The following is a 22,862-nucleotide window of genomic DNA, read 5'->3' on the forward strand; positions in this document are numbered from 1 at the left end:
ATCGAATGCGTACTGCACTGATCACCGGGATTACCGGACAGGACGGAGCCTACCTCGCAAAGTTTCTTTTGCAGAAGGGGTATCAGGTGCATGGCATGGTTCGTCGAGGCAGCACGCTGCCGTTCGAGCGAATCGCCGATTTAACCGACAAGATCGAGCTGCACCAAGGTGACCTGCTCGATCAGATGGCCCTCAATCGGCTGCTCGAAAAGGTGCAACCGACTGAGGTCTATAACCTGGCGGCACAAAGCTTCGTGCCGACCAGCTTCGATCAGCCCATCCTCACCGGCGAAGTGACTGCCCTGGGGGTGACGCGAATTCTGGAAGCGGTGCGAACAGTCGATCCGACCATTCGCTTCTACCAGGCTTCCAGCAGCGAGATGTTCGGTAAGGTCTACGAAGAGCCGCAGCGCGAAACAACGCCATTCTGGCCACGCAGTCCGTATGGCGTCTCGAAAATGTATGGCCACTGGATGACGGTCAACTATCGCGAAAGCTACGATCTGTTTGCCTGCAGTGGGATCTTGTTCAATCACGAGTCGCCCCTGCGTGGGATCGAGTTCGTGACGCGTAAGATCACGTACGCGGTGGCACGGATTGCCCAAGGTTTGCAAAGCGAATTACGTTTAGGCAATCTCGACGCCGAACGAGACTGGGGCTTCGCCGGCGACTATGTCGAAGCGATGTGGTTGATGCTGCAAGCCGAGCACCCCGACGACTTCGTCGTGGCGACCGGGCAGAAGCATACCGTTCGCGAGTTCTGCCGTTTGGCGTTCGAACGCGTTGAGCTCGACTGGCAGAAATACGTTGTCGTGGACGAGAAGTTCTATCGACCGGCCGACGTGAATACCCTTTGCGGCGATCCGGCCAAGGCCAAAGCCGAACTCGGATGGGAACCGAAGGTTTCGTTCGAGCAGTTGGTGCACATGATGGTCGACGCCGATATGAAACGAGTCAAAGCAGACATCAAGCTACTCAAGGAGGAGTCGTGAGAGCACTGGTAACCGGCATCCATGGTTTTGTCGGACAGCATCTCGCGGCACATCTGCGTGCCAGCGGTGACGAGGTCCGTGGAACGTTCGTCGGTGGCCAGTCCGATTCGCAGGAAAACTTGAAGTGGGACATCGCTCAGCCTGCGTCCGATGCGCTGGTGAAAACGCTCACCGAATTCGCTCCTGACGTGATCTATCATCTCGCCGCGATCAGTCATCCTGGTAGCTGCGGTGACGACTTGCCGACCGAAACGTGCAAGGCGGTCAACATTCTGGGCACACGACATGTCGCCGAGTTGGCCTTGGTTCTGCCATCGCAGCCGAAGATGCTGTTCGTCAGTAGCAGCAAAGTCTACGGCCCGCGAACGCCTGAGCAGCCCTTGGCCGCGGAAGACGACACACTGAAGCCGATTGGCGGATACGCTCACAGCAAATGGGCGGCAGAAAACGTCGTTCGTGATCGGATCGATCAGGGGCTGAAGGCAATCATCTGCCGAGCCTTCAATCATACCGGTCCTGGTCAAAGTCCGATCTACCTGGTGCCGGAGTGGTGCCAGAAGGTTGCCGGTGCCGACAGTCCCCAGGTCGTCCGTTCGCTCGCGACCTCGCTCGACCTGAGCGATGTACGGGATGTCGTCCGAATCTATCGTCTGCTGATCGAGAACCAGGCCTGGGGGGAAACCTTTAACGTCGGAAGTGGCCAGGCAATCACGACGGCCGATATCTGGAATACGATCTGCGAGATCGCTGGCAAGCAGGTCGAAGTGAGTGGCGAAAAGTCAGATCCATCGCAGCAGCCGATTGCCGACGTGACGAAGTTGTCGGCCGCGATCGGGCCTCTGCAGATGATCTCGCTGCGGCAGACCGTGGAAGATGTCTTTCGCGACGTTGCCAGTTAGTTCGTCGTCGCGTTTCGCATGAACGCTATTGAGCTGCCAACGCAACGCCCCGGTGGACCAGGTGGTCGACCGTTTCGATCGGCATGTCCATCCACGGCGCCAGGTACTTCACATCGCCGCCGCTAAAGAAGATTTGCGGTGACTTGTCGGTGCCAAGCTCGGCGGAGACACGACGGATCGCTTCCCGGACCGCGCCAACCGATCCCCAGAAGAGACCGCTGTGCATTGCCTCGAGCGTGTTCTTACCGATGGCGGTTGGCTGCACTTCCAGGTCGAACGTAATCTGCGGTAGGGCGTCGGTCTGTTCGGCCAATGCCCTGGCACTGGTTCGCATGCCTGGCAGGATCGCGCCTCCGACGAATGCGCCTTCCGCGGAGACCGCATCGACGGTGATTGCCGTGCCGGCATCGACCACAATGGCAGGACGGTCTTTCTCACGAAGGTGATTCGCGGCGATCGCGGCAGCGAGTCGGTCGAGCCCGATCTTCTCTGGCGACTCAAGCGTGATGCTGATCGGAAGCTGAGGATGTTTGAACGAAGTGAAGCCGCTGACGCGTGGTTCGATCTTCGAGAATGCTTCGAGCGAAGCGAGTGCCGAGCGATGCACGCTGACGACAAACCAGGGCAGGGGACGCTCGACGAGCCAGTCACGCAGTCCCTGGATATCGGAAGAATAAGCCGAGTACGAAAACGTCGAAACGGGAGCCGTGGCTTCGTCCGCTTTGAAGTTTTCGAAGCGAGCGAAGTGAACGCGGGTATTCCCAACGTCGACGGTGATGAAAGACTCAACCGGCATTACGCTCCCTCCGATTCGTTCTTGGCGACCTCCAATTGAGTCGCAACGTGGCGGACCATTTGATTCAAACCTTGCCCGGTCACGGCGGAGATCAGAAAGATGTCGTGACCAATCAACGCTTGCAGCTTGGCGTGGGCTTCTTCCGCTTCGGGAAGTTCCGCCTTGGTCACGCAAACCACTTCCGGACGGGCCGCCAGTTGTGGGTTGTACGCTTCCAACTCGTGGCGAATCGCCGTGTAGTTCTCGAGTGGATCGGTCCCGTCCATCGGGGCTGGCTCGACGAGGTGAACGAGCAGACCGGCACGTTCGACGTGACGCAGGAACTCGTGACCCAGGCCAACACCTTCCGCGGCCCCTTCGATCAGACCTGGGATATCGGCCAGAACGAACTCGGTATCGATATCGAGTTGAACCTGGCCGAGGTTGGGGAACTTGGTCGTGAACGGATAGTCGGCGATTTCGGGACGAGCCCGTGACAGACGCGAGAGCAGGGTGCTCTTGCCGGCGTTCGGTTTGCCAATCAAGCCGACGTCGGCGATCGACTTCAGTTCGAGGATCAGCAGACGCTTCTCGCCAGGGTCGCCGGGCTGGCATTCGCGCGGAGCACGATTGGTCGAGGTCTTGAAGCTTTGATTGCCGCGTCCACCTTTGCCACCACGAGCCGCGATCAGTTGATCGCCATTCTTGGCCAGGTCTTTAAGGACGAAGTTCTCTTTGGCATCGATCACGACCGTGCCCGGCGGAACTTTGATCACGACGTCTTCGCCTTTGCGTCCGGTACGATTCGCGCCGCTGCCATGGCTACCGCGGTTGCCGCGCCAATGATGCTGATGGGCGAGTTGAACGAGGCTGTTGACCCCTTCTTCGGCCATCAGGATGATGCTTCCGCCGTCACCCCCGTCGCCACCATCGGGGCCACCTTTGGGAATGTATCGCTCGCGGCGAAAGCTGGAGCAGCCATTGCCTCCGGCTCCGGCCTCGACTTCGATTTGTACCCGATCGACGAACATGATTGAGTGCTGCTTAAGATTGGCTTGCTACGAATAAAAATAGGGATGGCCTACTGACCATCCCCATTCTGTTTTCTCTATGGCGAATCATTTACCGACGCTTCCCGCAGGGGAAGGCCCGACTCGCTTAGTTGGCTTCTGCCACGACGATGTTCACGCGGCGGCTGCCCTGATCGAACAAGACCGTACCGTCGGTCAAAGCGAACAGGGTGTAGTCCTTGCCCATGCCAACGTTCTTGCCAGGGCGGAACTTGGTGCCGAGCTGGCGAACCAGAATGCTACCAGCGGTAACCGACTGACCGCCGTACTTCTTCACGCCGCGGTACTGCGGGTTAGAATCGCGACCGTTGCGGCTAGAACCTTGACCTTTCTTATGGGCCATGACATCTGCTCCTGATGGTATTTTATCGAGGCCGCAAGCAAAGATGCGGCGATAGCTTATTGACTTGGACTGGCCTTTACCCAGATACGGATAATGGGCCTAGGGGAAACTAGTTTTTTAGCGGAAGATCCACTCGTAGTCAACCTCTCCCGGGGCTCCGAACCGGATTTCCTCTTCGTTCTCGTCCAAGCGGTCACCAGGACGCCAGAAGTTGAGCTTCAGTGTTTTTTGCTCGTACTGGCGGTAAGAAAGCGGGTTGTCGGTCGGATCGACCTGTTCATCCTTATCCTTCCAGCGGAAGGCATTGGTCAGGCCGTCGACGTAGATGCTGAAGAAGTCGGTTTCGGGGTCGATATCTTCCCAGGTAACCACCCCCCAGATGCTGTTGTCTTTGTCTTCGGTTGTCACTGGGATGTCGAAACGGCTGATTTCGACCGTGTTGTACAGCTTGCTACCCCCCGTTTCCCGCTCGGCGATCTTTTCGGCAGCCGCTGGCAGGATGCGGTCCAGGTACTCTTTCTTCTCTTTGGTGTCTTGCGTCGACAACACAAAACGAGGGAAGAAGCGAACCGGTGCCGATGGCAGGCCTTCGATCTGCTGAACTTCGTATTTCACATTGTCGAACTGATCTTTGACTGGCACGTGTCGCAGTGGTTCACCGTGGTTGGTGACCTTATAAACCATGTACCAGATCAGCTTCTTCTGCAGTTTGCCGCTTGGCTGAGGAATGCCGACTTCGATCATGCGCAGTGGCTTGAACGAGAATTCGAGGCCCCAGATGTCACGGCGATAGATCACGTCCGAAGCCATCGACTTCAAGGTACGCGTTTCCGCCATGAAGTTCGGCTTCCAGTCGAGATTCGGGATTCCTTCGAGAATATCGCGATATTCGGCCGGGGTAGTGTAGGTGTCCTCGGCACTGAACTTCATCGGAATGGTCGTCAGAACGCCTTCCACGAACTTACGGTTCGGCGGATTGACCTGAGCCAGGCGAATCGTCTGGTCCGCGGCATCCGGAGCTTCTTCCGGCGCGGCGGCGATGGCGTGGGACAATGGCAACTCCAACGATGCGAACGTCATCGTTACAGCGAGCAAAAACGTAATGCGAAGGATGCCAAGAGTCATGCGGAAAGGCCTGGGAGATGGGAAAAGCGAAGCCACGGCTACAGCCTGGGAGGGCCGGCCGAAATTATCTCACAGACTAATATAGTTGCCCAATTTAACAGGCGTCAAGTTTTTGGAGCTTTTAGGGTTAGCTATTCCCAGAACGGTCCTTCCGAGGTACGACGTTTGGCCAGGATCGAGGCGGAAGAATAGGGTCGCAGCGATTATGCCGAGACTTCCAGCATTCGCTCCAAAGCGACCCGCGACCACTTGGCGGTCTCGTCGTCGACCCGAATTTCGTTGACCGGCGTGCCGGCGGCGATGTTTTCGAGCGTCCAGCAAAGGTGAGCTAGATCGATGCGGTACATCGTGGCACACATGCAGACGACCGGACTCAGGAAGTGAATTTCCTGCTCAGGATGCTCTTTCTTCAGGCGATTCACCAGATGTAATTCAGTTCCGATCGCCCATTTGGTGCCGGCCGGAGCCTTGCGAACGGTCTCGATGATCTTGCCAGTCGAGCCCGAAACGTCGGCGATTTCGTTCACTTCTCGCATGCATTCGGGGTGAACGAGGATCTGAATGCCTGGGTGATTCTGGCGGAAAGCGTCGACATGTTCCCGTTTGAACATCTGGTGAACGCTGCAGTGCCCCTGCCAGAGGATCACTTTGCTCTCCTTCAGTTGGGCTTCGCTGCTGCCCCCCAGTTCGGCCGCGTAAGGGTTCCAGACCGGCATCTGCTCTTCGGTCACGCCCATGGTCAGGGCCGTGTTTCGGCCCAGGTGCTGATCGGGGAAGAAGAGGGCCCGGCTGGTGCGGTTGAACGCCCATTTCAAGGCTTTGTCGGCGTTGCTCGACGTGCAGACGATCCCGCCATGCTTGCCTACGAACGACTTCAGACTGGCTGCCGAATTGATGTAAGTGACTGGTGTGATGTCGTTTGTGTCGATCACCTCGCCCAGGTCTTCCCAGGCATTTTCGACCTGTTCGATCGCGGCCATGTCGGCCATCGAGCATCCGGCGGCCATGTCGGGCAGGACAACCGTGACCCGCTGGCCGTCTCGTTCGGTGATCTTCTCTGGGCGGTTGGCCAGAATATCAGCGGTTTCGGCCATGAAGTGGACGCCGCAGAAGACGATGTAGCGGCAATCGCTGCTCTCGGCCGCCATCTTGCTGAGTTGGTAGCTATCGCCGCGAAGGTCCGACAGTTCGATCACCTCGTCCTGCTGATAATGGTGACCCAGGATCAGCAAACGGCTTCCCATCTCGTCGCGAACCTTCTGGATTCGCTGCGTCAGTTCTTCGTTGGAAAGGGACCGGTAAGGGGCGAAATCGAAAGATCCCAGGGAAACGGTCGACATGATGATTCTCGCAGGTGCCGGGTGCTGGCAGCCAGGGTTAAGTCGAATGGCAGGGGCTAGCTTCGGGCCAAAAAGCGGGCCGATACAACGATGCATTATAGACCTGAACCGGAAGTTGACCCACCCACGACAACGACCCGGAAGACCTTATATTCCCGGCTGGTCGAGGGCAATCTGAGCCGTCTATCAGAAGAGGTCTTTCGTAAGTTGTGTTAATGTCTTAGGTTAGGAAGAACCTGGGCAGGCAATTTCCTGGCCGAAAACCGTGGAACGCTCGCCGGTTGTGAACTTGTGAGGGTGAGATTGCCTAGGTATACTGCTAAGCTTTAATTTCGCGCCGGCAAGTCCCTAAGTGCATTTTGAAAATTCGAGTCGCTAGTGAGCTGAGATGAAGTTCTGTCTGATCGATCAAATCTCGGAGATTCATCCTGGCGAGCGAGTTTCGGCTATCAAATGCCTGACGTTGGCCGAAGAGTACCTCCAGGATCACTTTCCCCGTTTCCCGGTGATGCCGGGTGTGTTGATGCTTGAAGCAATGACGCAGACCGGGGCCTGGTTGGTTCGCGTAACGAACAACTTCAGCCATAGCACGACCGTGTTGAAAGAAGCACGGAACGTGAAGTATGGCAACTTTGTCGAACCGGGCGAAATGCTGGTCGTCAAAGCTGAACTGATCAAGATGGATGGCAACCTGGCGTCGCTCAAAGTTTCGGGCGAAGTGGCAGGCAACGTTGCCGTCAGTTCCCGCATCGTACTAGAGAGTTCCAACTCGTCGGGTACCGACGAGCCGAATGAAACGGATCTGAATGCGATCCGTGTATTGAAGCTACAATACGAACTGCTCAATCGCCAACAAGCATCGGTGTAAGCAGTCGTCGCTGTCGCGCGGTGCGGCCGCATATTCCCGCGTAGGGGAACGTTTTTCACGCAGTTTATAAGCCTGTCTTTTCCTAGTCGGAGAGCAAGAAATTATGGCACCCTCGGATGACGAAGTTTTTGAAAAGGTCCGCGAAGCCTTGGTAGACGCCCTGGGCGTTGACGAGGAAGAAGTGGTACCGGAGGCCACCATGGTCGGCGATCTGGGTGCCGAGTCGATCGACTTCCTGGATATCGTGTTCCGCCTGGAAAAGGCTTTTGGCATCACGATTCCACGTGACGAACTGTTCCCAGAAGACATTCTGACCAACGCCGAATACGTCCAAGACGGCAAGGTGACTCCAGAAGGTCTGGCCGAACTGAAGAAGCGTATGCCTTTCGCTGACCTCAGCAAGTTCGAAGCAAATCCGGTTGTTACCGACTTCGGCAATCTGCTGACCGTCAACGACATGTGCAGCTACGTCAAGTCGAAGCTGGCCTAAGTTAACCTGGCACAGAAGTTCATTTCGGTCCGCTCTCGGCATGGCAGAGGCGGACCGATTTGCCATTGTGCCCTTAACCAATCGTCGAAGGGACCGTCGGGATGCGCTGGTTTTGGATCGACAAGTTCATTGAGTTCGAAAGCGGCAAGTCGGCCAAGTCGGTCAAGTGTGTCTCGTTAGCCGAAGACCACCTTCACGACCACTTTCCCTATCTGCCGGTCATGCCTCATTCGCTCGTGATTGAAGGCATTGCCCAGACCGGTGGTTTGCTGGCTGGCGAAGTCTACGATTTCCGCGAACGTGTCGTGCTGGCAAAGGTCGCCAAGGCAACCTTCCACACCACGGCCCACCCTGGCGATCAGTTGACCTACAGCGTCACCATGAACGATATCCGCGAGAACGGGGCCTACGTCTCGGCAACCAGCCATGTGGGCGAAACGTTGCACGCGGAAGTCGAGATGTTCTTTGCCCATCTCAACGATAAAGACCAGGATCGCGACCTGTTCTTCCCGGCCGACCTGCTATCGATGCTGCGATTGCTCGGACTTTATAAGGTCGGCAAAGCGAAGGATGGCTCCCCGTTGCAGCCTCCCGAGTATATGATTCAAGCCGAAAACGAGCTTACCAAACCTCCTTCCGTGTCGTAGCTTACCGCGACGACGGAAAGACGGACGGCAGTTCGATTTCCGTAAGGTCCTCGATGGCACCCACCGAGATCGCCAATCGCTACCCGTTTCGACCAAACGTCTCAGGGTAAAATTGCCGATCACGCTTAGTAGAATAAACATCGCTGGCGGCTATCGGATCCCCGCTATCGAACCCTTTCGCAGGGACGCGACCTTGGCCCCTTGGGGCACGTTAAAATCGTATTTTCAGCTTGGCGGCCCACTTCTGGTCGCCAACTTTGCTTCCAGCGCGGAGAGAATCTTCTATGACTAGGCGAGTCGTTGTCACCGGTGTCGGCATGGTCAATCCCATGGGACACGATGTGGAAACGGTCTGGAAAGGCCTGAAAGAGGGTGCCTCGGGCGTTGGTTACACAACCGTCTTCGACGCCTCGAACTTCCCCACCAAGATCTCGGCCGAGGTCAAAGACTGGGACGTCTCGAAGTGTGGCGAGAAGATCGCCGATTGGGAGAAATCGGGACGCCATACCCGGTTCGCCATCGGTGCCGCCAAGCAGGCCGTTGAAGCCTCGGGCGTGATGGATGTCATCAAAGATCCAACTCGCTTTGGTGTTTACCTCGGTTGCGGCGAAGGGGACCAGGACTTCCACACGTTTACCAACATGGTGGTGGCTGCCATCAGCAGCGGTAACGGCGACTGGGACAAGTCGGCCTTCATCAAGAAGGGCCTGGCAACGCTCGATCCACGCCGCGAAATGGAACAAGACCCGAGCATGCCATGCGGTCACCTCGCATCGCTGTTCAACGCTCAAGGTCCCAACCTCAACTGCTTGACCGCTTGTGCTGCTTCCAGCCAGGCCATTGGCGAAGCTCGCGAGCTGATCAAGCGTGGTACGGTCGACGTGATGCTCTCGGGCGGTGCCCATAGCATGATCCATCCGTTCGGCGTCACCGGCTTCAACCTGCTGACGGCACTGTCAACTCGCAACGACGAGCCAACGCGGGCTTCGCGTCCGTTCGATCGCGAGCGCGACGGCTTCGTGCTGGGCGAAGGGGCCTCGATGGTCGTGCTCGAAGAGCTGGAGCATGCCAAGGCTCGTGGAGCGACCATCTACGGCGAAATCATCGGTTATGGTACGACTGCCGACGCGTTCCGTATCACCGACACCCATCCGGAAGGCCGCGGCGGTATTGCTTGCATGAAGATGGCGATGGCCGACGCCGGCATCACGCCAGAGCAGGTCAACTACGTCAATGCCCACGGCACCAGCACCACGGTGAACGACAAGGTCGAAACGCTGTGCTGCAAGGAAGCGTTCGGCGAACTGGCCAAGAAGATCCCGGTCTCCAGTACCAAGAGCATGATGGGGCATCTCATCGCTGCCGCTGGCGTGACCGAAGCGATCGTCTGCTTGATGGCCATCCGCGACAACGTTTTGCCGCCGACCATCAACTACGAAAACCCAGACGACAATTGCGATCTCGACTACGTCCCGAACGTTGCTCGCGAAGCGAAGGTCGACATCGCCCTGAACAATAGCTTCGGCTTCGGTGGTCAGAACATCACCCTCGCTTTGAGCCGCTTCAACGGCTAAAGCGTCCCGCGAAGCAGACAAGTTAATAAGGCCGCAGGTTGGCAACGACCTGCGGCCTTTTTTTGTCAATTTCGGCCTCTCGCGCGGGTGGGCTCCGAGTGTCTTTAGAATTGCCACCCAAATTCTCTGGTTTACCTCTCTTTTGCGGGTAAATGCTTCGCTAGAGGGGTGTCTAGCCAAATTATTCGGTTCCTCTTCTTTTGGTGCGGAAAGCCGCAAGGCGAACGCATGGTTCCGGGCTGCGATTTCCATGGACCTATCGACGATGGATTTATATAATCCACCGTCTATCCATCCCTTATACCCGCCTTTATTGCACCCCATCTTCCCTAAGAGGAGTTTCATCATGCTCCGGCCTATCTTCGGATGCCGCGCGAGTGGTGTCCTCATACTCGGTTTATCCCTGGTCTGCAGCCTCTCGGTGTCGCAGCTTCACGCCGCGAAACGCGCCGAAATGGACGCGGACTACTCCAAGAAGATCGTTCCCTTCATGCAGAGCTACTGCATGGACTGCCACTCCGGTGCGACGCCTGAGGCCGGACTCGATCTGGAAAAATTCCGCTCGCTGGAAGACGTCACCACCGTCGGCCGAAAAAAATGGTCCTCCGTGCTCGACATGTTGGTGAACGGAACCATGCCTCCGCGCGACTACGACCAGCCAGCTGTCGAAGAACTCCAGTCGGTTTTAACCTGGGTTCAGGATGCGTTATCGAGCATCGACTGTAGCAGCCCTGCCAACCCAGGTCGCGAGACCATTCGCCGGTTGAACCGTGTCGAATATCAAAACACGATCCGCGATCTGGTGGGGATCGATTACCAGGCAACCCAGTCGTTCCCCGCCGATGACGTCGGCTACGGTTTCGACAACATTGGCGATGTCCTGTCGACCTCGCCGCTGCTTTTTGAGAAGTTCTACGAAGCCGCCGACGAGATCGCGACCCGCGCCATCATCACCGATCGCGAGCAGCTCGTGCCGAAGCACGACTTGCCGTTGGCTCAGTTCAAGCTGAAGCAGGGAAATCCTTCCGGTCGTAACCTGACTTTCCCATCGAACAACACCGGCAGCTACGAACTCGACGTCGAGCCAGGCAGCTATACGGTCGCCATTTACGCCTACGCCAGCCAGTCAGGCAACGAGCCGGCGAAGATGGGCGTTCGGATTGGTAGCAAGACCTCGAAGACGTTCGCCGTCGAGAACACCACGCCGGATAGTCACCCCATGGAAATCAAGATGCGGGTGCCGAAGGGGAAGTTGCCGCTTGAAGTCGCGTTCTTGAACGACCACTACGATCCGGGCAATCCTGATCCACGTCGTCGCGATCGAAACTTGTTCATCAACCGCATCGAACTCCGCGGCCCCGACAGCAATCTCGACGCTCGCTATCCCGAGTCGCACAAGCGAATTATCTTCGTGCGACCAGGCGAACATGGTCTCGACGAACTTCAGGCCGCCCAGCAGGTGGTCGCTCGGTTCGCATCGCGAGCCTTCCGTCGCCCGGTGACTAACGGCGAGATGGAACGTCTGATGATTCTGTACGGCATGGCCAAGGAAGATGGACTTAACTACGAGGGAGCCATTCGCGAAGTGGTGGTTGGCATTCTGTGCTCGCCGAACTTCCTGTTCAAAGTGGAAGAAGACACCCAGGAAGGGACGCATGCTCTGGACGACTACCAGTTGGCGACCCGCTTAAGCTACTTCCTGTGGAGCACGATGCCCGACGAAGATCTGCTGCAACAGGCCTGGAAAGGAACATTGCGTCAGAACCTCGACGTTCAGATCACGCGGATGCTGGCCGACCCGAAGGCGAAGCAGCTTACCGAGAACTTCGCCGGGCAGTGGCTCGAGATGCGAAAGCTCGACATCGTTCAGCCTGACCGCGAACGCTTCCGTGGCTTCGACCACAAACTGGCGACCGACATGCGTACCGAAACGGAAATGTTCTTCCAGTCGATCGTCGACGAAGACCGTAACGTTCTCGATCTGTTGCAAGCCAACTACACCTTTTTGAACGAGCGACTGGCGAAGCATTACGGCATCGAAGGTGTCGAGGGAGATCACTTCCGCCGCGTCGAACTGAACGACAACAAGCGAGGCGGTATCCTGACTCAGGCCAGCGTGCTGACGGTGACCTCGAACCCAACTCGAACCAGCCCGGTGAAGCGTGGGAAGTGGATTCTCGACAACGTTCTGGGAACGCCTCCACCGGAAGCGCCGGCGAACGTTCCTTCGCTCGAGTCGCAGAAGAAACTGGCCGGTAGTCTTCGCGAGCGAATGAAGATGCACCGCGAAAATGCCGCGTGTGCTTCGTGCCACGCCAAGATGGATCCGATTGGGTTCTCGCTGGAGAACTACGATGCGATCGGTCAGTGGCGAACGAAAGACGAGGGCTTCGAGATCGACGCCAGTGGCGAGATGCCCGGCGGGACGAAGTTTGCCGGAGCAGACGGTTTGAAGCGTCTGCTGCTGGAAGACAAGAAGGATGAATTCATCCATAACCTGATCAGCAAGACCATGACCTACGCCCTGGGGCGAGGCGTGGAATATTACGACGAATGTGCGATTCAGCAGGTTCAAGGTGAAATGGCCAACAACAACGACAAGTTCTCGGCCATGATTCGCGCGATCGTCCATAGCGAGCCGTTCCAGAAACGTGGCGGCTAAAAGGAGGAACTGACGATGTCCAGTACAATGCTCAGTCGACGAACGATCTTGCGAGGCCTGGGGATCGCGATGGCGATGCCATGGCTGGAAAGCGTCTGCCCTGAGGCACGCGCCGCAAAGGTCGATTCCACGGAAATCAAACCGCCGGTGCGTATGGGCTTTTTCTACGTGCCCAACGGCATGCACATGCCGGACTGGCAACCCAAGTACGAAGGCGAGCTGAAAGAGCTGACGCCGACCCTTTCGCACCTGGCCAAGCATCGTAGCGAGATCATGCCGATCTCTGGCTTCGAGCTGCACAACGGTTGGGCGCTAGGGGATGGCGGTGGTGACCATGCCCGCAGTGTCGCTTCGTTCTTGACCGGTGCGCATCCGCACAAGACCGACGGAGCCGATATCCGTAATGGGATCTCGGTCGATCAATACGCGGCGAACCGCTTGTCGCATCTGACGAAGTTTCCTTCGCTGGAACTTGGTCTCGAACCGAGTGCTCAGTCAGGCAGCTGCGACACCGGCTATAGCTGCGTCTATTCGTCGAACCTCAGTTGGCGCAGTGATACCAACTTCGTCACGAAGGAGGTCAATCCTCAGGCCTTATTCGATCGCTTGTTCGGCAACGGCAACTTCCAGGAAGAGGCCGAGAACCAATCGATCCGCAATCGCCGCAAGAAGAGCGTGCTCGACTTCGTGATGAACGATGCCAAGCGATTACAGCAGCGGCTGGGTGAAGTCGATCGACGGAAGATGGACGAGTACCTGCACAGTGTCCGCGATGTCGAACGGCGCGTGGCCCACAGCATCAAGCTGGAAGGGCAGGAAGTGGAGATGCCGGACTACGCTCGTCCGCAAGGTGTGCCGGCAGAGTTCGAAGAACATTGCCGCCTGATGCTCGATATGATCGTGCTGGCCTTCCAGACCGATTCGACGCGTATCGCCACCTTCATGATGAGCAACGCCAGTAGCAATCGTCCTTACCCGCAAGTCGGCGTGAGCGATGGTCACCACGACCTGTCGCATCACCAGAACGACAACGAAAAGCAAAAGCGAATTGCCCGGATTAATGGTTTCCATACCAAGCAGTTCGACTACTTGCTGACGAAGATGCGCGGGGTGAAAGAAGGGGACGGCACACTGCTGGACAATTGTATGTTGCTGTATGGCAGCGGCCTGTCGGACGGCAACCGCCACAATCACGACGACTTGCCGATCTTGATGGCAGGCCGCGGCGGCGGAGCCTTCAAGCCAGGACGTCACCTGCGCGTTCCAGACAAAACGCCGCTTTGCAACTTGTATGTGACGATGCTCGAAGTGATGGGAATCAACGCCGACAAGTTCAGCGACTCGAATGGTCGTGTGACCACTTTGGGGTAGTTTCCGCGCCAGGCCAGGCTAACTGTCTGGCGGCCGTCGCGACGAAGAGCCAGACAGTGGAGGCATTTCAGCCTCTTTAATCGCTACGACCTGTCATAGTGGCATCTCTTCCTGGTTCCTGGAATAGGGCGCTTGGACCCTATTCCAACCCGGCGTATATGATGGAATAGCAGCTTCATTCCTTCATTCCCGGCGACGGCCACTTGCAAAGAGATTTTCTCAGGGCAGTTCGTTTTTTCGCAGCGATCTTCTGCACGCTGACGATCACTGCTGCGCTGCCTGCCGAAGACCCGCCGATCGACTTCGCTGCGGAGGTTCAGCCGATTCTGGCTCAGCACTGTTACCAATGCCACGGCCCCGATGCAGCGACACGCCAGGCCGACTTAAGACTCGATCAGCGTGGCAGTGCCTTGGAGCATGTCGTCCCTGGCAAACCTCGCGATAGTGAGCTTTATCGACGGCTGGTATCGAGCGACCCTGACTTCCGCATGCCGCCCCTCAATGCCGAGCATCAACCAACGCTCGCCGAGATTGGTACGCTGCGGCGATGGATTGAACTGGATGCTCTCTGGGAAGATCTCTGGTCGCTGCAGCCGATCAAAAAAACCGACCTGCCAGAAGTACGTCAGGCCGACTGGCCAGCCAACGCGATTGACTTCTTCACGCTCTCCAAAATGGAAGCGAATGGTCTGGCCCCGGCCGAGCCTGCCTCGCGTCATCAATGGCTGCGACGCGTCACCTTCGATCTCACCGGCTTGCCGCCGACTCCGAAAGAGATCGAACGTTACCTGGCCGACGATTCTCCGAAAGCGGAGAGCAAGGTGATTCAGCGACTCCTCGCGTCGCCTGCCTATGGCGAGCACTTCGCGCGCGAGTGGCTCGACTTGGGACGCTACGCTGACACGCATGGCTACAGCATCGACAGCCACCGCGATATGTGGCGTTATCGCGAGTGGGTGATCGAAGCCCTCAACGAGAACATGCCGTTCGACCAGTTCACCATCGAACAATTGGCAGGCGATCTGCTGCCCGACCCAACCATCGATCAATTGACCGCGACCGGCTTTCATCGCAACACACCGGTCAACGACGAGAACGGCGCCTTCGATGAAGAGTACCGGCATGCTTACGTGGTCGATCGGGTCAACACGACTGGCACCGTCTGGCTCGGCATGACGCTCGCGTGTGCTCAGTGCCACGATCACAAGTACGATCCGATCTCGCAGCGCGACTTCTATCAGATGGCCGCCTACTTCGATAACGTCGACGAAAAAGGTCTCGATGGTTCGCTCGGTAATGCGGTGCCGGTGATTAAGAGCCCGACCAAAGCTCAGCGTCGGCGACTTGCTGAGTTGAAGGCGGATCGCGAGCAAGCTCAAGCGGCGATCGCTGGCATGCTTGCGGACGAATACGTCAATATGCCTGCATGGGAAGATACGGCCCGTCGCGAGGGGCGTGCTGCTTTGGTGGAAGAGTCGCAGTTATTGGCCAAGTGTGGCTTCGATCAACTGCCGATCGATTCCGACGTTATCTCGTTGGAAGGAGAAGCCATCCTGGTACCCGGCAAGGTCGAGCAGGCGTTGCTCGGCAATGGCAATCTTCATCTCGCATTAAAGCGAAAGAAGCCTGGGGTGATCTCGCTGAGTGCCTGGCTTTATCCGACGATTGATCGCCCACAAACGCTTTATGCGGCCCAGTTGGCCGATGGATCGAATGTGGAGCTGAACCAGACCGGTGGCGAATTCGAACTGGTACAGACTTCGCCCCAGGGGGATGTCCGACGTTGGCATGCGAAGACGACCCAGTGGGAAACAAACTTGTGGCAGCATGTCGCAGTGACGATTGATCCGGCAGGCCCGGCCGACTCGGCGATTTGGGTTCGTGGGAAACGACTGGTATTGGAACCTGAAACCGAGGACGAAGAAGCGTCGGTCGAAGCGGTTCGCGATCCGCCAACCCCAAGCGAAACCTTGCTGGCCGCACGGGGACTAATCGATCAAGTGCGGATCGATGGGCGTCGCTGGTCGGACGAAGAAGTCGCCGTTCTGGCTGGGGGAAATCCGATTGCCCAGTTGCTGGCGATCCCGCCCCGGCAACGCTCAGCCGAAGAGACGTCGCGCCTGAAGCGTTATTACCTGCAAGAGACCGAAGCGGAATTCATCCGGCTCGAAAAGGTAGTTGCCGACCGTGGCTATCAGATCGAACGTCTCGAAGCGGAGTATCCCGAGACGATGGTCATGCGCGAGCGGACCAATCCACGGACTTCGCATATCCGCGAACGAGGTGCGTGGGATCAATTGGGCGAGGTGGTCGATCCGATGGTTCCGACGCAGCTCTTCAGCGCCGCCGCCAAGGGCAAGAACGATCGCCTGCAACTGGCACAATGGTTGGTCCACGAGAAGAACCCGCTGACTGCACGCGTGATTGTGAATCGCTATTGGGCACACTACTTCGGCACTGGGCTCGTGAAGACGGTCGAAGACTTCGGAACCCGCGGCGATCTGCCGAGCCATCCGGAACTGCTCGATTATCTGGCCAGCGACTTGATCGCCAGTGGCTGGGATTTGAAGCGATTGCAAAACTTGATCGTTTCCAGCAACACCTATCGGCAATCGAGTCACGTCGGCGAAGAAGCGTATCGCGAGGATCCCGACAATCGACTGCTGGCGCGAGGACCTCGCTTGCGATTGTCGGCAGAAGAAATTCGTGACCAGGCATTGGCGGCTAGTGGCTTGTTGGTGCGCACGATTGGTGGCCCCAGCGTGAAGCCCTATCAGCCGCCTGGGTTGTGGGAAGAGATCTCCAGCGGCCCACAATTTTCGGCCCAGTCCTACGATCAGGAACATGGCGAGCGGCTCTATCGAAGGAGTTTGTATACCTATTGGAAACGATCGAGTCCGCCGCCGAACATGTTGGCGTTCGACGCACCCAATCGTGAGACTTGCGTGGCGCAGCGCAGCCGAACCAACACGCCGATGCAGGCCCTGGTGCTGCTGAACGATGTCACCTTCGTGGAAGCGGCGAAAGTGCTGGCCAGCGAGGTGCTACGGAATCAGAGTTTCGAGCGTGATCCGGCGATTGAAGAAGCGTTTTTGCGGGTGGTCTCTCGACCGATTACCCGCGAAGAGTTAACGCTGCTGGTTCAATTGCATCGACGCGAACTGGCTCGCTTTGCTCGGGAAGAGCATGCGGTGAAGGATTTATTGTCGGAAGGAGAGACGCACGTCGAACCGTCGCCCGAACTGGCGGCGATGACGGTCGTGTGCCATACGATCTTGAACCTCGACGAGGCGGTGACCACACCGTAACGCAGTGCAGCACGAATTGCGAAAGCTGGCAGATCGGCAGACACGACGAACATTCCTCGGTTCCGCAGGGGTGTCGGTCGGAGCGTTGGCCTTGCATGCGCTTTCCGCGCCCAAGGTCTGGGGAAGTGAAGGGGAGTTGCCGCACTTTCAACCGAAGGTGAAGCGTGTCATCTATCTTTGCCAGTCGGGGGCTCCTTCGCAGCACGATCTATTCGACTACAAGCCAGAGCTTAAGCGACTGCAGGGTCAAGAAATTCCCGACTCGATCCGCATGGGACAGCGTCTGACGACGATGACCAAGGATCAAGATTCATTGCCACTCACGCCGACCAAGTTCGCCTTCCGTCAGCATGGCAAAGCAGGAATGTGGTTCAGCGAACTGGTGCCGCATCAGGCCGGTATCGCCGACCAGATGTGCCGCATTCGTTCGATGCATACCGATGCAATCAATCACGATCCTGGCATGACGCTGCTAATGACTGGGCATCAACTGCCAGGACGGCCGAGCCTGGGAAGTTGGTTGAGCTATGGGCTGGGAAGCGAAAATGAAGAGCTGCCGGCGTTTGTCGTGTTGGTCTCGCACGGTAGTGCCAAGCTGAATCAACAGCCGGTGTTCGATCGTCTGTGGTCGAGCGGTTTCCTGCCCTCGCGGTATCAGGGCGTTCGCTTCCGCAGCAATGGCGACCCGGTGCTGTACCTCAACAATCCTGGCGGTATCTCGGCGAAGGATCGTCGTCAGGCACTCGATACGCTGGCGGCAATGAACCAACAGCAATCGCAGCTCGTAGGTGATCCGGAAATCGAAAGCCGGATTGCTCAATACGAGATGGCGTATCGCATGCAGATGTCGATCCCTGGCCTTACGGATATGACGAGCGAGCCGGAGTCGGTTTTTCAAGCGTATGGCGAAGACGCACGTCGCCCTGGAAGCTACGCAGCCAACTGCTTGCTCGCCCGAAGGCTGGCGGAACGGGGCGTGCGTTTCATTCAGTTGATGCATCGCGGGTGGGATCAGCATCGCAGCTTGAACAGCGAGCTGACCCTGCAATGCCGCGACACCGATCAGGCCTCGGCCGCCTTGGTGAACGATCTGGCCCGCTTAGGGCTGCTGGAAGATACCTTGATCGTGTGGGGTGGCGAGTTCGGACGAACCGCCTTCGCCCAGGGAAGCATCGAACGCGACGACTATGGGCGCGATCATCACAGCCGCTGCTTCACCATGTGGTTGGCTGGCGGCGGTGTAAAGGCTGGTTACGAACTCGGTGCGACCGATGAACTGGGGTACAACATTACGGAAGACCCGGTCCACGTGCATGACCTCAATGCGACGCTGCTGCATCTGTTGGGGATCGACCACAAACGCTTCACCTATCGCTTCCAGGGACGCGACTTCCGGTTGACCGACGTGCATGGCAACGTGGTACGGAAGATTCTTAGTTAAGCGCCTTCGCAGCGGCTAGGCCCACACCATCCACCACGGACGCTTCACGACGTGCGGCTTCGCCTTGAAGGGGCGATGCTTGGCACATGCATTGATGGCCCGTTCCAGGTAACAGCCATCCAGATGAGCGTCGGTCATGGTAGCATCGGTGAAGTTGGCTTCGTCGACCTTTGCGTGCGAAAGATCGGCTCGCTCTAGATTGGACCCACGCAAATCGGTTCGCGTCAGGTTGGCCTTTAGCATGTCGCATCGCAAATCGCACATGCTGAGATCCGCTTCGACAAGTCGAGCGCCGCTCAGGTTGCAATTGTGCAGCTTGGCATAGCGAAGATTGGCTTTGGTCAAGTTGACGTTCTGCATCGACGAGTCATTCAAGATGGCATCGGTCATCACGACGCCGGTCATGTTGGCTCCGTCGAAACAGGCATGCTTGACGCTGGCACCCATGAAGGTGGCGCCTTCCAGGTCGGACTTCTCGAACGAGGCTTCGTCCAGATTGTCGCTGTCGAAAACGCAGCCGCGAAGAACTAATCGAGACAGGTCGGCGCCCGCCAGGTTTTTACCCACGAGCTTGGCACCTGCCAGCGAGTCTGCATCAACTTCATACAGAACTTCGCCGGTAGCGCGATGCTTGATCTGAATCATGGCGTCACTCCCAGAAATGAAACTGGCCAAGGATTTGGGGTGTCACATCAAGAAGAACGTTCGCTCTTCCGACGTAAACCGACGCCTCGTCTTGTATGTCCCGTAGATGAAAAACCGACAGACGTGTCTTGCGTCGAGGGCTCTTCTGGTTGAATAGGAATGTGGCAGGAGAGTTCTGGTGAAGATCGAAAATCTTTTCGCATCACCTTCTCTCACTCTACCCACTTTGTTCTTCGTCACAAAGAACAAAATATGACAAAGGAACAAATTATGTCATCGGAGCGTTAGTAGGGTGCCGTTTGTGGCGAACGCTCATTCCGCGGGAATTACGGTGAATCGTCGAGCAGAGGGGCACTCTGGAGATGGGGTGCCCTTATAAGAGTTCGATAGATATCGAATCACTTACTAGTAGACCTTCGCGCGTTAACTTTAAGCGATCATGGTCATGGATTAAGAGGCCGATGGCCAAAAACTGGTCAATTTCGGTTCCGCACAACTCCCACGGAGTCATGCCAGTATCCTGCTGGAAGGTGGGAATGTGTATGCCATCGATCATCCTTAGGCCGAACACGAGTCGTTCGCGCGCTTTCATTTCATCGGTCAGCGTTTCCTGCTCTGCCACGGGAGAGTGGCCTTGTTGCATCCGCCGGATATAGGTGGTCGTACTGCGATGATTGGTCTCGCGCTGCATCCCGATATGACGCGATGCACCAGGGCCAGCGGCGAAGTATCGCTTGCCGAGCCAATACTGCTGATTGTGGCGGCTCTCGAAACCGGGCAGCGCGAAGTTCGAGACCTCGTAGTGGCGTCGCCCGGCGGCGGTAAGGTGTTCGATCGCAGCCAGGTACATGTCGCGCTGCAGTTCTTCGTCCGCCTCGTGAAGCTGTTGATGCTCGCGGCGACTCCAGAAGGTGGTCCCTTTCTCGAACGTCAGGCCATAGGTCGAAAGATGTGGGGCACCGAGTGCGATGGCGGACTGCAGATCGTTCTCCCACTCGGCCAGTGTTTCATTTGGAGCGGCGAAGATCAGATCCATCCCAATGTTCGGGATCTTGGCCAACAACAAGTTGGCGGCACGCTCGACGATGGCTCGGTTATGATCGCGCTCCAGCAGTTTGAGCTTGGCGTCGTGAAACGACTGCACACCGAGGCTCACGCGGTTCACGCCGGCGTCATACAGCAGTTGAACTTTCTCGGCAGTGATGTCGATCGGGTTCGCTTCAACGCTCAGCTCGGCTCCTTCCGCCAGCGGGAACCATTGCCGGGCCAGGTTTAAAAGCCGCGACAGTTCTGGCAGCGAGAGATGCGTCGGCGTACCGCCACCGAGAAAGATGGTGTCGACTTCGTGTGGTTGGCCAAGCTGCTGAAGTTCAGCCTCGATCGCGTCGAGGTAAGCCCCTGTCAGGTCGTCGCGACCGGCGACGACAGTGAAGTTGCAGTAGCCGCAGCGATGCGTGCAGAAGGGGACGTGAAGGTACGCACTGCGAGGAGCTTCAAGCATGGCACGACATCAGAGCCACAAGTGAAGTCGGCCATCCAGCATGCCGGGCAGCTTCGACTTGACGTGCTCTTGGATCTGGTGGTTGTTGTACCGGGTACTGAAGTGTGAGGCGATCACCTTCTGATTCTTGAAGCGGTCTTGCCGGGCCACGACGTCGTCGAGATGGATGTGACCCATCTTGTGGATCTTTTCCTTGCGATGATCTGGTGCGACGAAGGTCATCTCCATGATCAGGATGTCGGCTTCGTAGAACTCTGGAGCTTCGTCCATCGCTTCGGCCCGGCTGTCGCCCAGGTAAGCCAGCAGCGGATGCCGATGTTCCTCAGTGACTTCCGTTCCGGAGAGTCGCAGGTCGCGGATCTGATCGCCGGGCAGGCTTTGAAATTCGGGCTTCAGTTTGCGGCGTCGCTGCGAAACGATGTAACCGACCGAAGGAACCGTATGCTTGGTCGCATAAACGTTGACGACCAGTTCGCGCGAGAGCTCGATCTCTTGTCCTGGCACGACAGGTTCGAGCGTGCATGGCATCTTGCCGCGGTCGAGTCGGCTGAACGCCTTGAGTACCTGTAGCGCCGGATTGATGGCGACCTCGGGCATGTAGATCACCGGAGGAGGCATTTTCATCAGTCGTCGCCGTGAGACATAAACGGGCAACGCGGCGATGTGATCGAGATGCGTGTGCGAGATGAACCAGGTGGCGGTGCCCATGAAATCCCAGGGCTGCAGGCCGAGATCGAAGCCGAGCTTCATCTCCGGGATTCGCCAATAGGTCTGCACGGCCGCGCGGGAATACCCTTCGATCGTCAGTCCGTTGAATTCGAGTTTCCGCAGCGGGGCGTTGTCTAGCATGATGTCAAAAGGGTATCGGTGGTTGGCAAATCACTTGACGACAGGCAAGCCGATCTCGTGGCGAGGTTCGTGTGCCAGCGAACTAATGCCGCCGGAAACGTGGGACCCGCATCGGTCAGGAAAGGTTCAGTCGGTGGTCAGCTTTCCCGAGTTGTATTCGTCGACGTCTTCGAACTGAACTTCGTTCTGGAATCCTTCGCCGGCGGTAATCCAGATGTCTTGGTCGTCCTCGTCCTGGTGGGCCAGCGTATTATAGTGCCGAATCAGTTCCAGTAGGGCGAGGAAGATGCCAATGATGCGAGTCTTCTGGGCATCTGGCGGAAAAAGAGTATGAAAACGTACCTTCCCCTCGTCGACGATCCGCTGATGGAGGTACTTCATGTGGACGCGAATCGGGGTGTCGTCGTACACAATGTTGGTCGGCTGCTGCGCCTTGTTATCGCGTAGCAAGCGATTGAGGGCGCTCACCAGGTCCCATAGTTCGACCTCGTTGATCGGCTGGTCGGCCATGTCGACTTTGCGGGGAGGTAAGTCGTCGGCCACACGGGTAAAGCGGCGCTGCCAGTTGCGGCCCTGATCTTCGAGCAAGCTGGCGGCGTCTTTGAAGCGTTTGTATTCCAGGAGACGTTCGACGAGCTGTTCGCGCGGGTCGTCGATTTCTTCTTCGTCGGCGTCTTCGACTTGCGGCAGGACCAGCTTCGATTTGATCTCGATCAGCGTGCTGGCCATCTCCAGAAAGTCGGCCACGCTGTTCACGTCCAGCGCCTTCAAGATCTCCAGGTATTGCAGGTACTGCTGGGTAACCTGGGCGATCGGGATATCGACGATATCGAGCTCGTGCTTACGGACCAGGTACAGAAGCAGATCGAGTGGCCCGCGATAGATCGGGATTTCAACTCGAAAGTTCATCAGTTGTACCTTGTCTGTCGTCGACGTAAGATCCCCGGCGGTAAGTCCGGTCG

General features: G+C 57.4%; 18 protein-coding genes and 1 pseudogene. 10 read left to right on the plus strand and 9 right to left on the minus strand.

Going from position 1 to position 22,862, the window contains the following annotated elements:
• The first annotated feature begins 5 nt into the window (after nt 1-5).
• Together gmd and AB1L30_RS21885 are read left to right on the plus strand one after the other, a co-directional pair.
• Nucleotides 6-992, plus strand: coding sequence for a GDP-mannose 4,6-dehydratase (gene gmd / locus AB1L30_RS21880; RefSeq protein ID WP_367015985.1), 987 nt, complete (start codon nt 6-8; stop codon nt 990-992).
• Nucleotides 989-1,891, plus strand: a complete 903-nt coding sequence (locus AB1L30_RS21885) for an NAD(P)-dependent oxidoreductase (protein WP_367015986.1) — start codon at nt 989-991, stop codon at nt 1,889-1,891. The genes gmd and AB1L30_RS21885 overlap by 4 nt, the downstream gene beginning before the upstream one ends.
• 25 nt (nt 1,892-1,916) lie before the next feature.
• Here the strand turns inward: AB1L30_RS21885 and AB1L30_RS21890 are convergent, their stop codons facing one another.
• The 5 genes and pseudogenes from AB1L30_RS21890 to nadA all read right to left on the minus strand — a co-directional run bounded on the left by AB1L30_RS21890 (nt 1,917) and on the right by nadA (nt 6,544).
• A complete protein-coding gene (locus AB1L30_RS21890) occupies nt 1,917-2,687 on the minus strand; it encodes a type III pantothenate kinase (protein ID WP_367015988.1) in 771 nt (256 codons plus the stop codon).
• 20 nt (nt 2,688-2,707) lie between these two features.
• Nucleotides 2,708-3,697: pseudogene (gene obgE, locus AB1L30_RS21895) on the minus strand (GTPase ObgE); the annotation flags it as partial.
• Between the two features lie 127 nt (nt 3,698-3,824).
• Nucleotides 3,825-4,079, minus strand: coding sequence for a 50S ribosomal protein L27 (gene rpmA, locus AB1L30_RS21900; protein WP_367015990.1), 255 nt, complete (start codon nt 4,077-4,079; stop codon nt 3,825-3,827).
• A 117-nt stretch (nt 4,080-4,196) separates the two neighbouring features.
• The gene (locus tag AB1L30_RS21905) at nt 4,197-5,132 is read right to left on the minus strand and encodes a hypothetical protein (protein WP_367015992.1); all 936 of its coding nucleotides are present in this window, start codon (nt 5,130-5,132) and stop codon (nt 4,197-4,199) included.
• Nucleotides 5,133-5,407: 275 nt separating this feature from the next.
• A complete protein-coding gene (nadA, locus tag AB1L30_RS21910) occupies nt 5,408-6,544 on the minus strand; it encodes a quinolinate synthase NadA (RefSeq protein ID WP_367015994.1) in 1,137 nt (378 codons plus the stop codon).
• A gap of 388 nt (nt 6,545-6,932) precedes the next feature.
• On the opposite strand from nadA, the gene AB1L30_RS21915 reads away from it, so the two are divergent.
• The 8 genes from AB1L30_RS21915 to AB1L30_RS21950 all read left to right on the plus strand — a co-directional run bounded on the left by AB1L30_RS21915 (nt 6,933) and on the right by AB1L30_RS21950 (nt 18,905).
• Entirely contained in the window at nt 6,933-7,412 is a 480-nt protein-coding gene (locus AB1L30_RS21915; protein ID WP_367015996.1) for a 3-hydroxyacyl-ACP dehydratase FabZ family protein, read from the plus strand.
• Nucleotides 7,413-7,515: 103 nt separating this feature from the next.
• Nucleotides 7,516-7,902, plus strand: a complete 387-nt coding sequence (locus AB1L30_RS21920) for an acyl carrier protein (RefSeq protein ID WP_345088708.1) — start codon at nt 7,516-7,518, stop codon at nt 7,900-7,902.
• Nucleotides 7,903-8,003: 101 nt separating this feature from the next.
• Complete coding sequence (locus tag AB1L30_RS21925; protein WP_367015998.1) at nt 8,004-8,549, plus strand: 3-hydroxyacyl-ACP dehydratase FabZ family protein; 546 nt, start codon at nt 8,004-8,006, stop codon at nt 8,547-8,549.
• 284 nt (nt 8,550-8,833) lie between these two features.
• Nucleotides 8,834-10,123, plus strand: coding sequence for a beta-ketoacyl-[acyl-carrier-protein] synthase family protein (locus AB1L30_RS21930; protein ID WP_367016000.1), 1,290 nt, complete (start codon nt 8,834-8,836; stop codon nt 10,121-10,123).
• A gap of 346 nt (nt 10,124-10,469) precedes the next feature.
• A complete protein-coding gene (locus tag AB1L30_RS21935) occupies nt 10,470-12,785 on the plus strand; it encodes a DUF1592 domain-containing protein (protein ID WP_367016002.1) in 2,316 nt (771 codons plus the stop codon).
• Between the two features lie 15 nt (nt 12,786-12,800).
• On the plus strand, nt 12,801-14,156 hold the full coding sequence (locus tag AB1L30_RS21940; protein ID WP_367016004.1) for a DUF1552 domain-containing protein: 1,356 nt from the start codon (nt 12,801-12,803) through the stop codon (nt 14,154-14,156).
• A 203-nt stretch (nt 14,157-14,359) separates the two neighbouring features.
• Complete coding sequence (locus tag AB1L30_RS21945; RefSeq protein WP_367016006.1) at nt 14,360-17,464, plus strand: DUF1553 domain-containing protein; 3,105 nt, start codon at nt 14,360-14,362, stop codon at nt 17,462-17,464.
• 91 nt (nt 17,465-17,555) lie between these two features.
• Complete coding sequence (locus AB1L30_RS21950; protein ID WP_367016008.1) at nt 17,556-18,905, plus strand: DUF1501 domain-containing protein; 1,350 nt, start codon at nt 17,556-17,558, stop codon at nt 18,903-18,905.
• A 15-nt stretch (nt 18,906-18,920) separates the two neighbouring features.
• Here AB1L30_RS21950 and AB1L30_RS21955 read toward each other — a convergent pair whose 3' ends face one another.
• From AB1L30_RS21955 to AB1L30_RS21970, 4 genes are all read right to left on the minus strand, one after another.
• A complete protein-coding gene (locus AB1L30_RS21955; RefSeq protein ID WP_367016010.1) occupies nt 18,921-19,550 on the minus strand; it encodes a pentapeptide repeat-containing protein in 630 nt (209 codons plus the stop codon).
• A 373-nt stretch (nt 19,551-19,923) separates the two neighbouring features.
• Nucleotides 19,924-21,051, minus strand: a complete 1,128-nt coding sequence (gene hemW / locus AB1L30_RS21960; protein ID WP_367016012.1) for a radical SAM family heme chaperone HemW — start codon at nt 21,049-21,051, stop codon at nt 19,924-19,926.
• A gap of 9 nt (nt 21,052-21,060) precedes the next feature.
• Nucleotides 21,061-21,900 carry an MBL fold metallo-hydrolase gene (locus tag AB1L30_RS21965; RefSeq protein WP_367016014.1) on the minus strand — a complete coding sequence of 280 codons (840 nt, stop codon included), beginning with the start codon at nt 21,898-21,900 and terminating at the stop codon, nt 21,061-21,063.
• A gap of 126 nt (nt 21,901-22,026) precedes the next feature.
• The gene (locus tag AB1L30_RS21970) at nt 22,027-22,809 is read right to left on the minus strand and encodes a segregation/condensation protein A (protein ID WP_345088690.1); all 783 of its coding nucleotides are present in this window, start codon (nt 22,807-22,809) and stop codon (nt 22,027-22,029) included.
• Between the last annotated feature and the right edge of the window lie 53 nt (nt 22,810-22,862).

It is taken from the genome of Bremerella sp. JC817, assembly GCF_040718835.1.
Taxonomy (GTDB): Bacteria; Planctomycetota; Planctomycetia; order Pirellulales; family Pirellulaceae; genus Bremerella.

Coding starts and splice junctions, on each gene's coding strand:
- gmd (WP_367015985.1), top strand. CDS start 6: ATGCGTACTGCACTGATCACCGGGATTACCGGACAGGACGGAGCCTAC.
- AB1L30_RS21890 (WP_367015988.1), bottom strand. CDS start 2,687: ATGCCGGTTGAGTCTTTCATCACCGTCGACGTTGGGAATACCCGCGTT.
- rpmA (WP_367015990.1), bottom strand. CDS start 4,079: ATGGCCCATAAGAAAGGTCAAGGTTCTAGCCGCAACGGTCGCGATTCT.
- nadA (WP_367015994.1), bottom strand. CDS start 6,544: ATGTCGACCGTTTCCCTGGGATCTTTCGATTTCGCCCCTTACCGGTCC.
- AB1L30_RS21915 (WP_367015996.1), top strand. CDS start 6,933: ATGAAGTTCTGTCTGATCGATCAAATCTCGGAGATTCATCCTGGCGAG.
- AB1L30_RS21920 (WP_345088708.1), top strand. CDS start 7,516: ATGGCACCCTCGGATGACGAAGTTTTTGAAAAGGTCCGCGAAGCCTTG.
- AB1L30_RS21925 (WP_367015998.1), top strand. CDS start 8,004: ATGCGCTGGTTTTGGATCGACAAGTTCATTGAGTTCGAAAGCGGCAAG.
- AB1L30_RS21930 (WP_367016000.1), top strand. CDS start 8,834: ATGACTAGGCGAGTCGTTGTCACCGGTGTCGGCATGGTCAATCCCATG.
- AB1L30_RS21935 (WP_367016002.1), top strand. CDS start 10,470: ATGCTCCGGCCTATCTTCGGATGCCGCGCGAGTGGTGTCCTCATACTC.
- AB1L30_RS21940 (WP_367016004.1), top strand. CDS start 12,801: ATGTCCAGTACAATGCTCAGTCGACGAACGATCTTGCGAGGCCTGGGG.
- AB1L30_RS21955 (WP_367016010.1), bottom strand. CDS start 19,550: ATGATTCAGATCAAGCATCGCGCTACCGGCGAAGTTCTGTATGAAGTT.
- hemW (WP_367016012.1), bottom strand. CDS start 21,051: ATGCTTGAAGCTCCTCGCAGTGCGTACCTTCACGTCCCCTTCTGCACG.
- AB1L30_RS21965 (WP_367016014.1), bottom strand. CDS start 21,900: ATGCTAGACAACGCCCCGCTGCGGAAACTCGAATTCAACGGACTGACG.
- AB1L30_RS21970 (WP_345088690.1), bottom strand. CDS start 22,809: ATGAACTTTCGAGTTGAAATCCCGATCTATCGCGGGCCACTCGATCTG.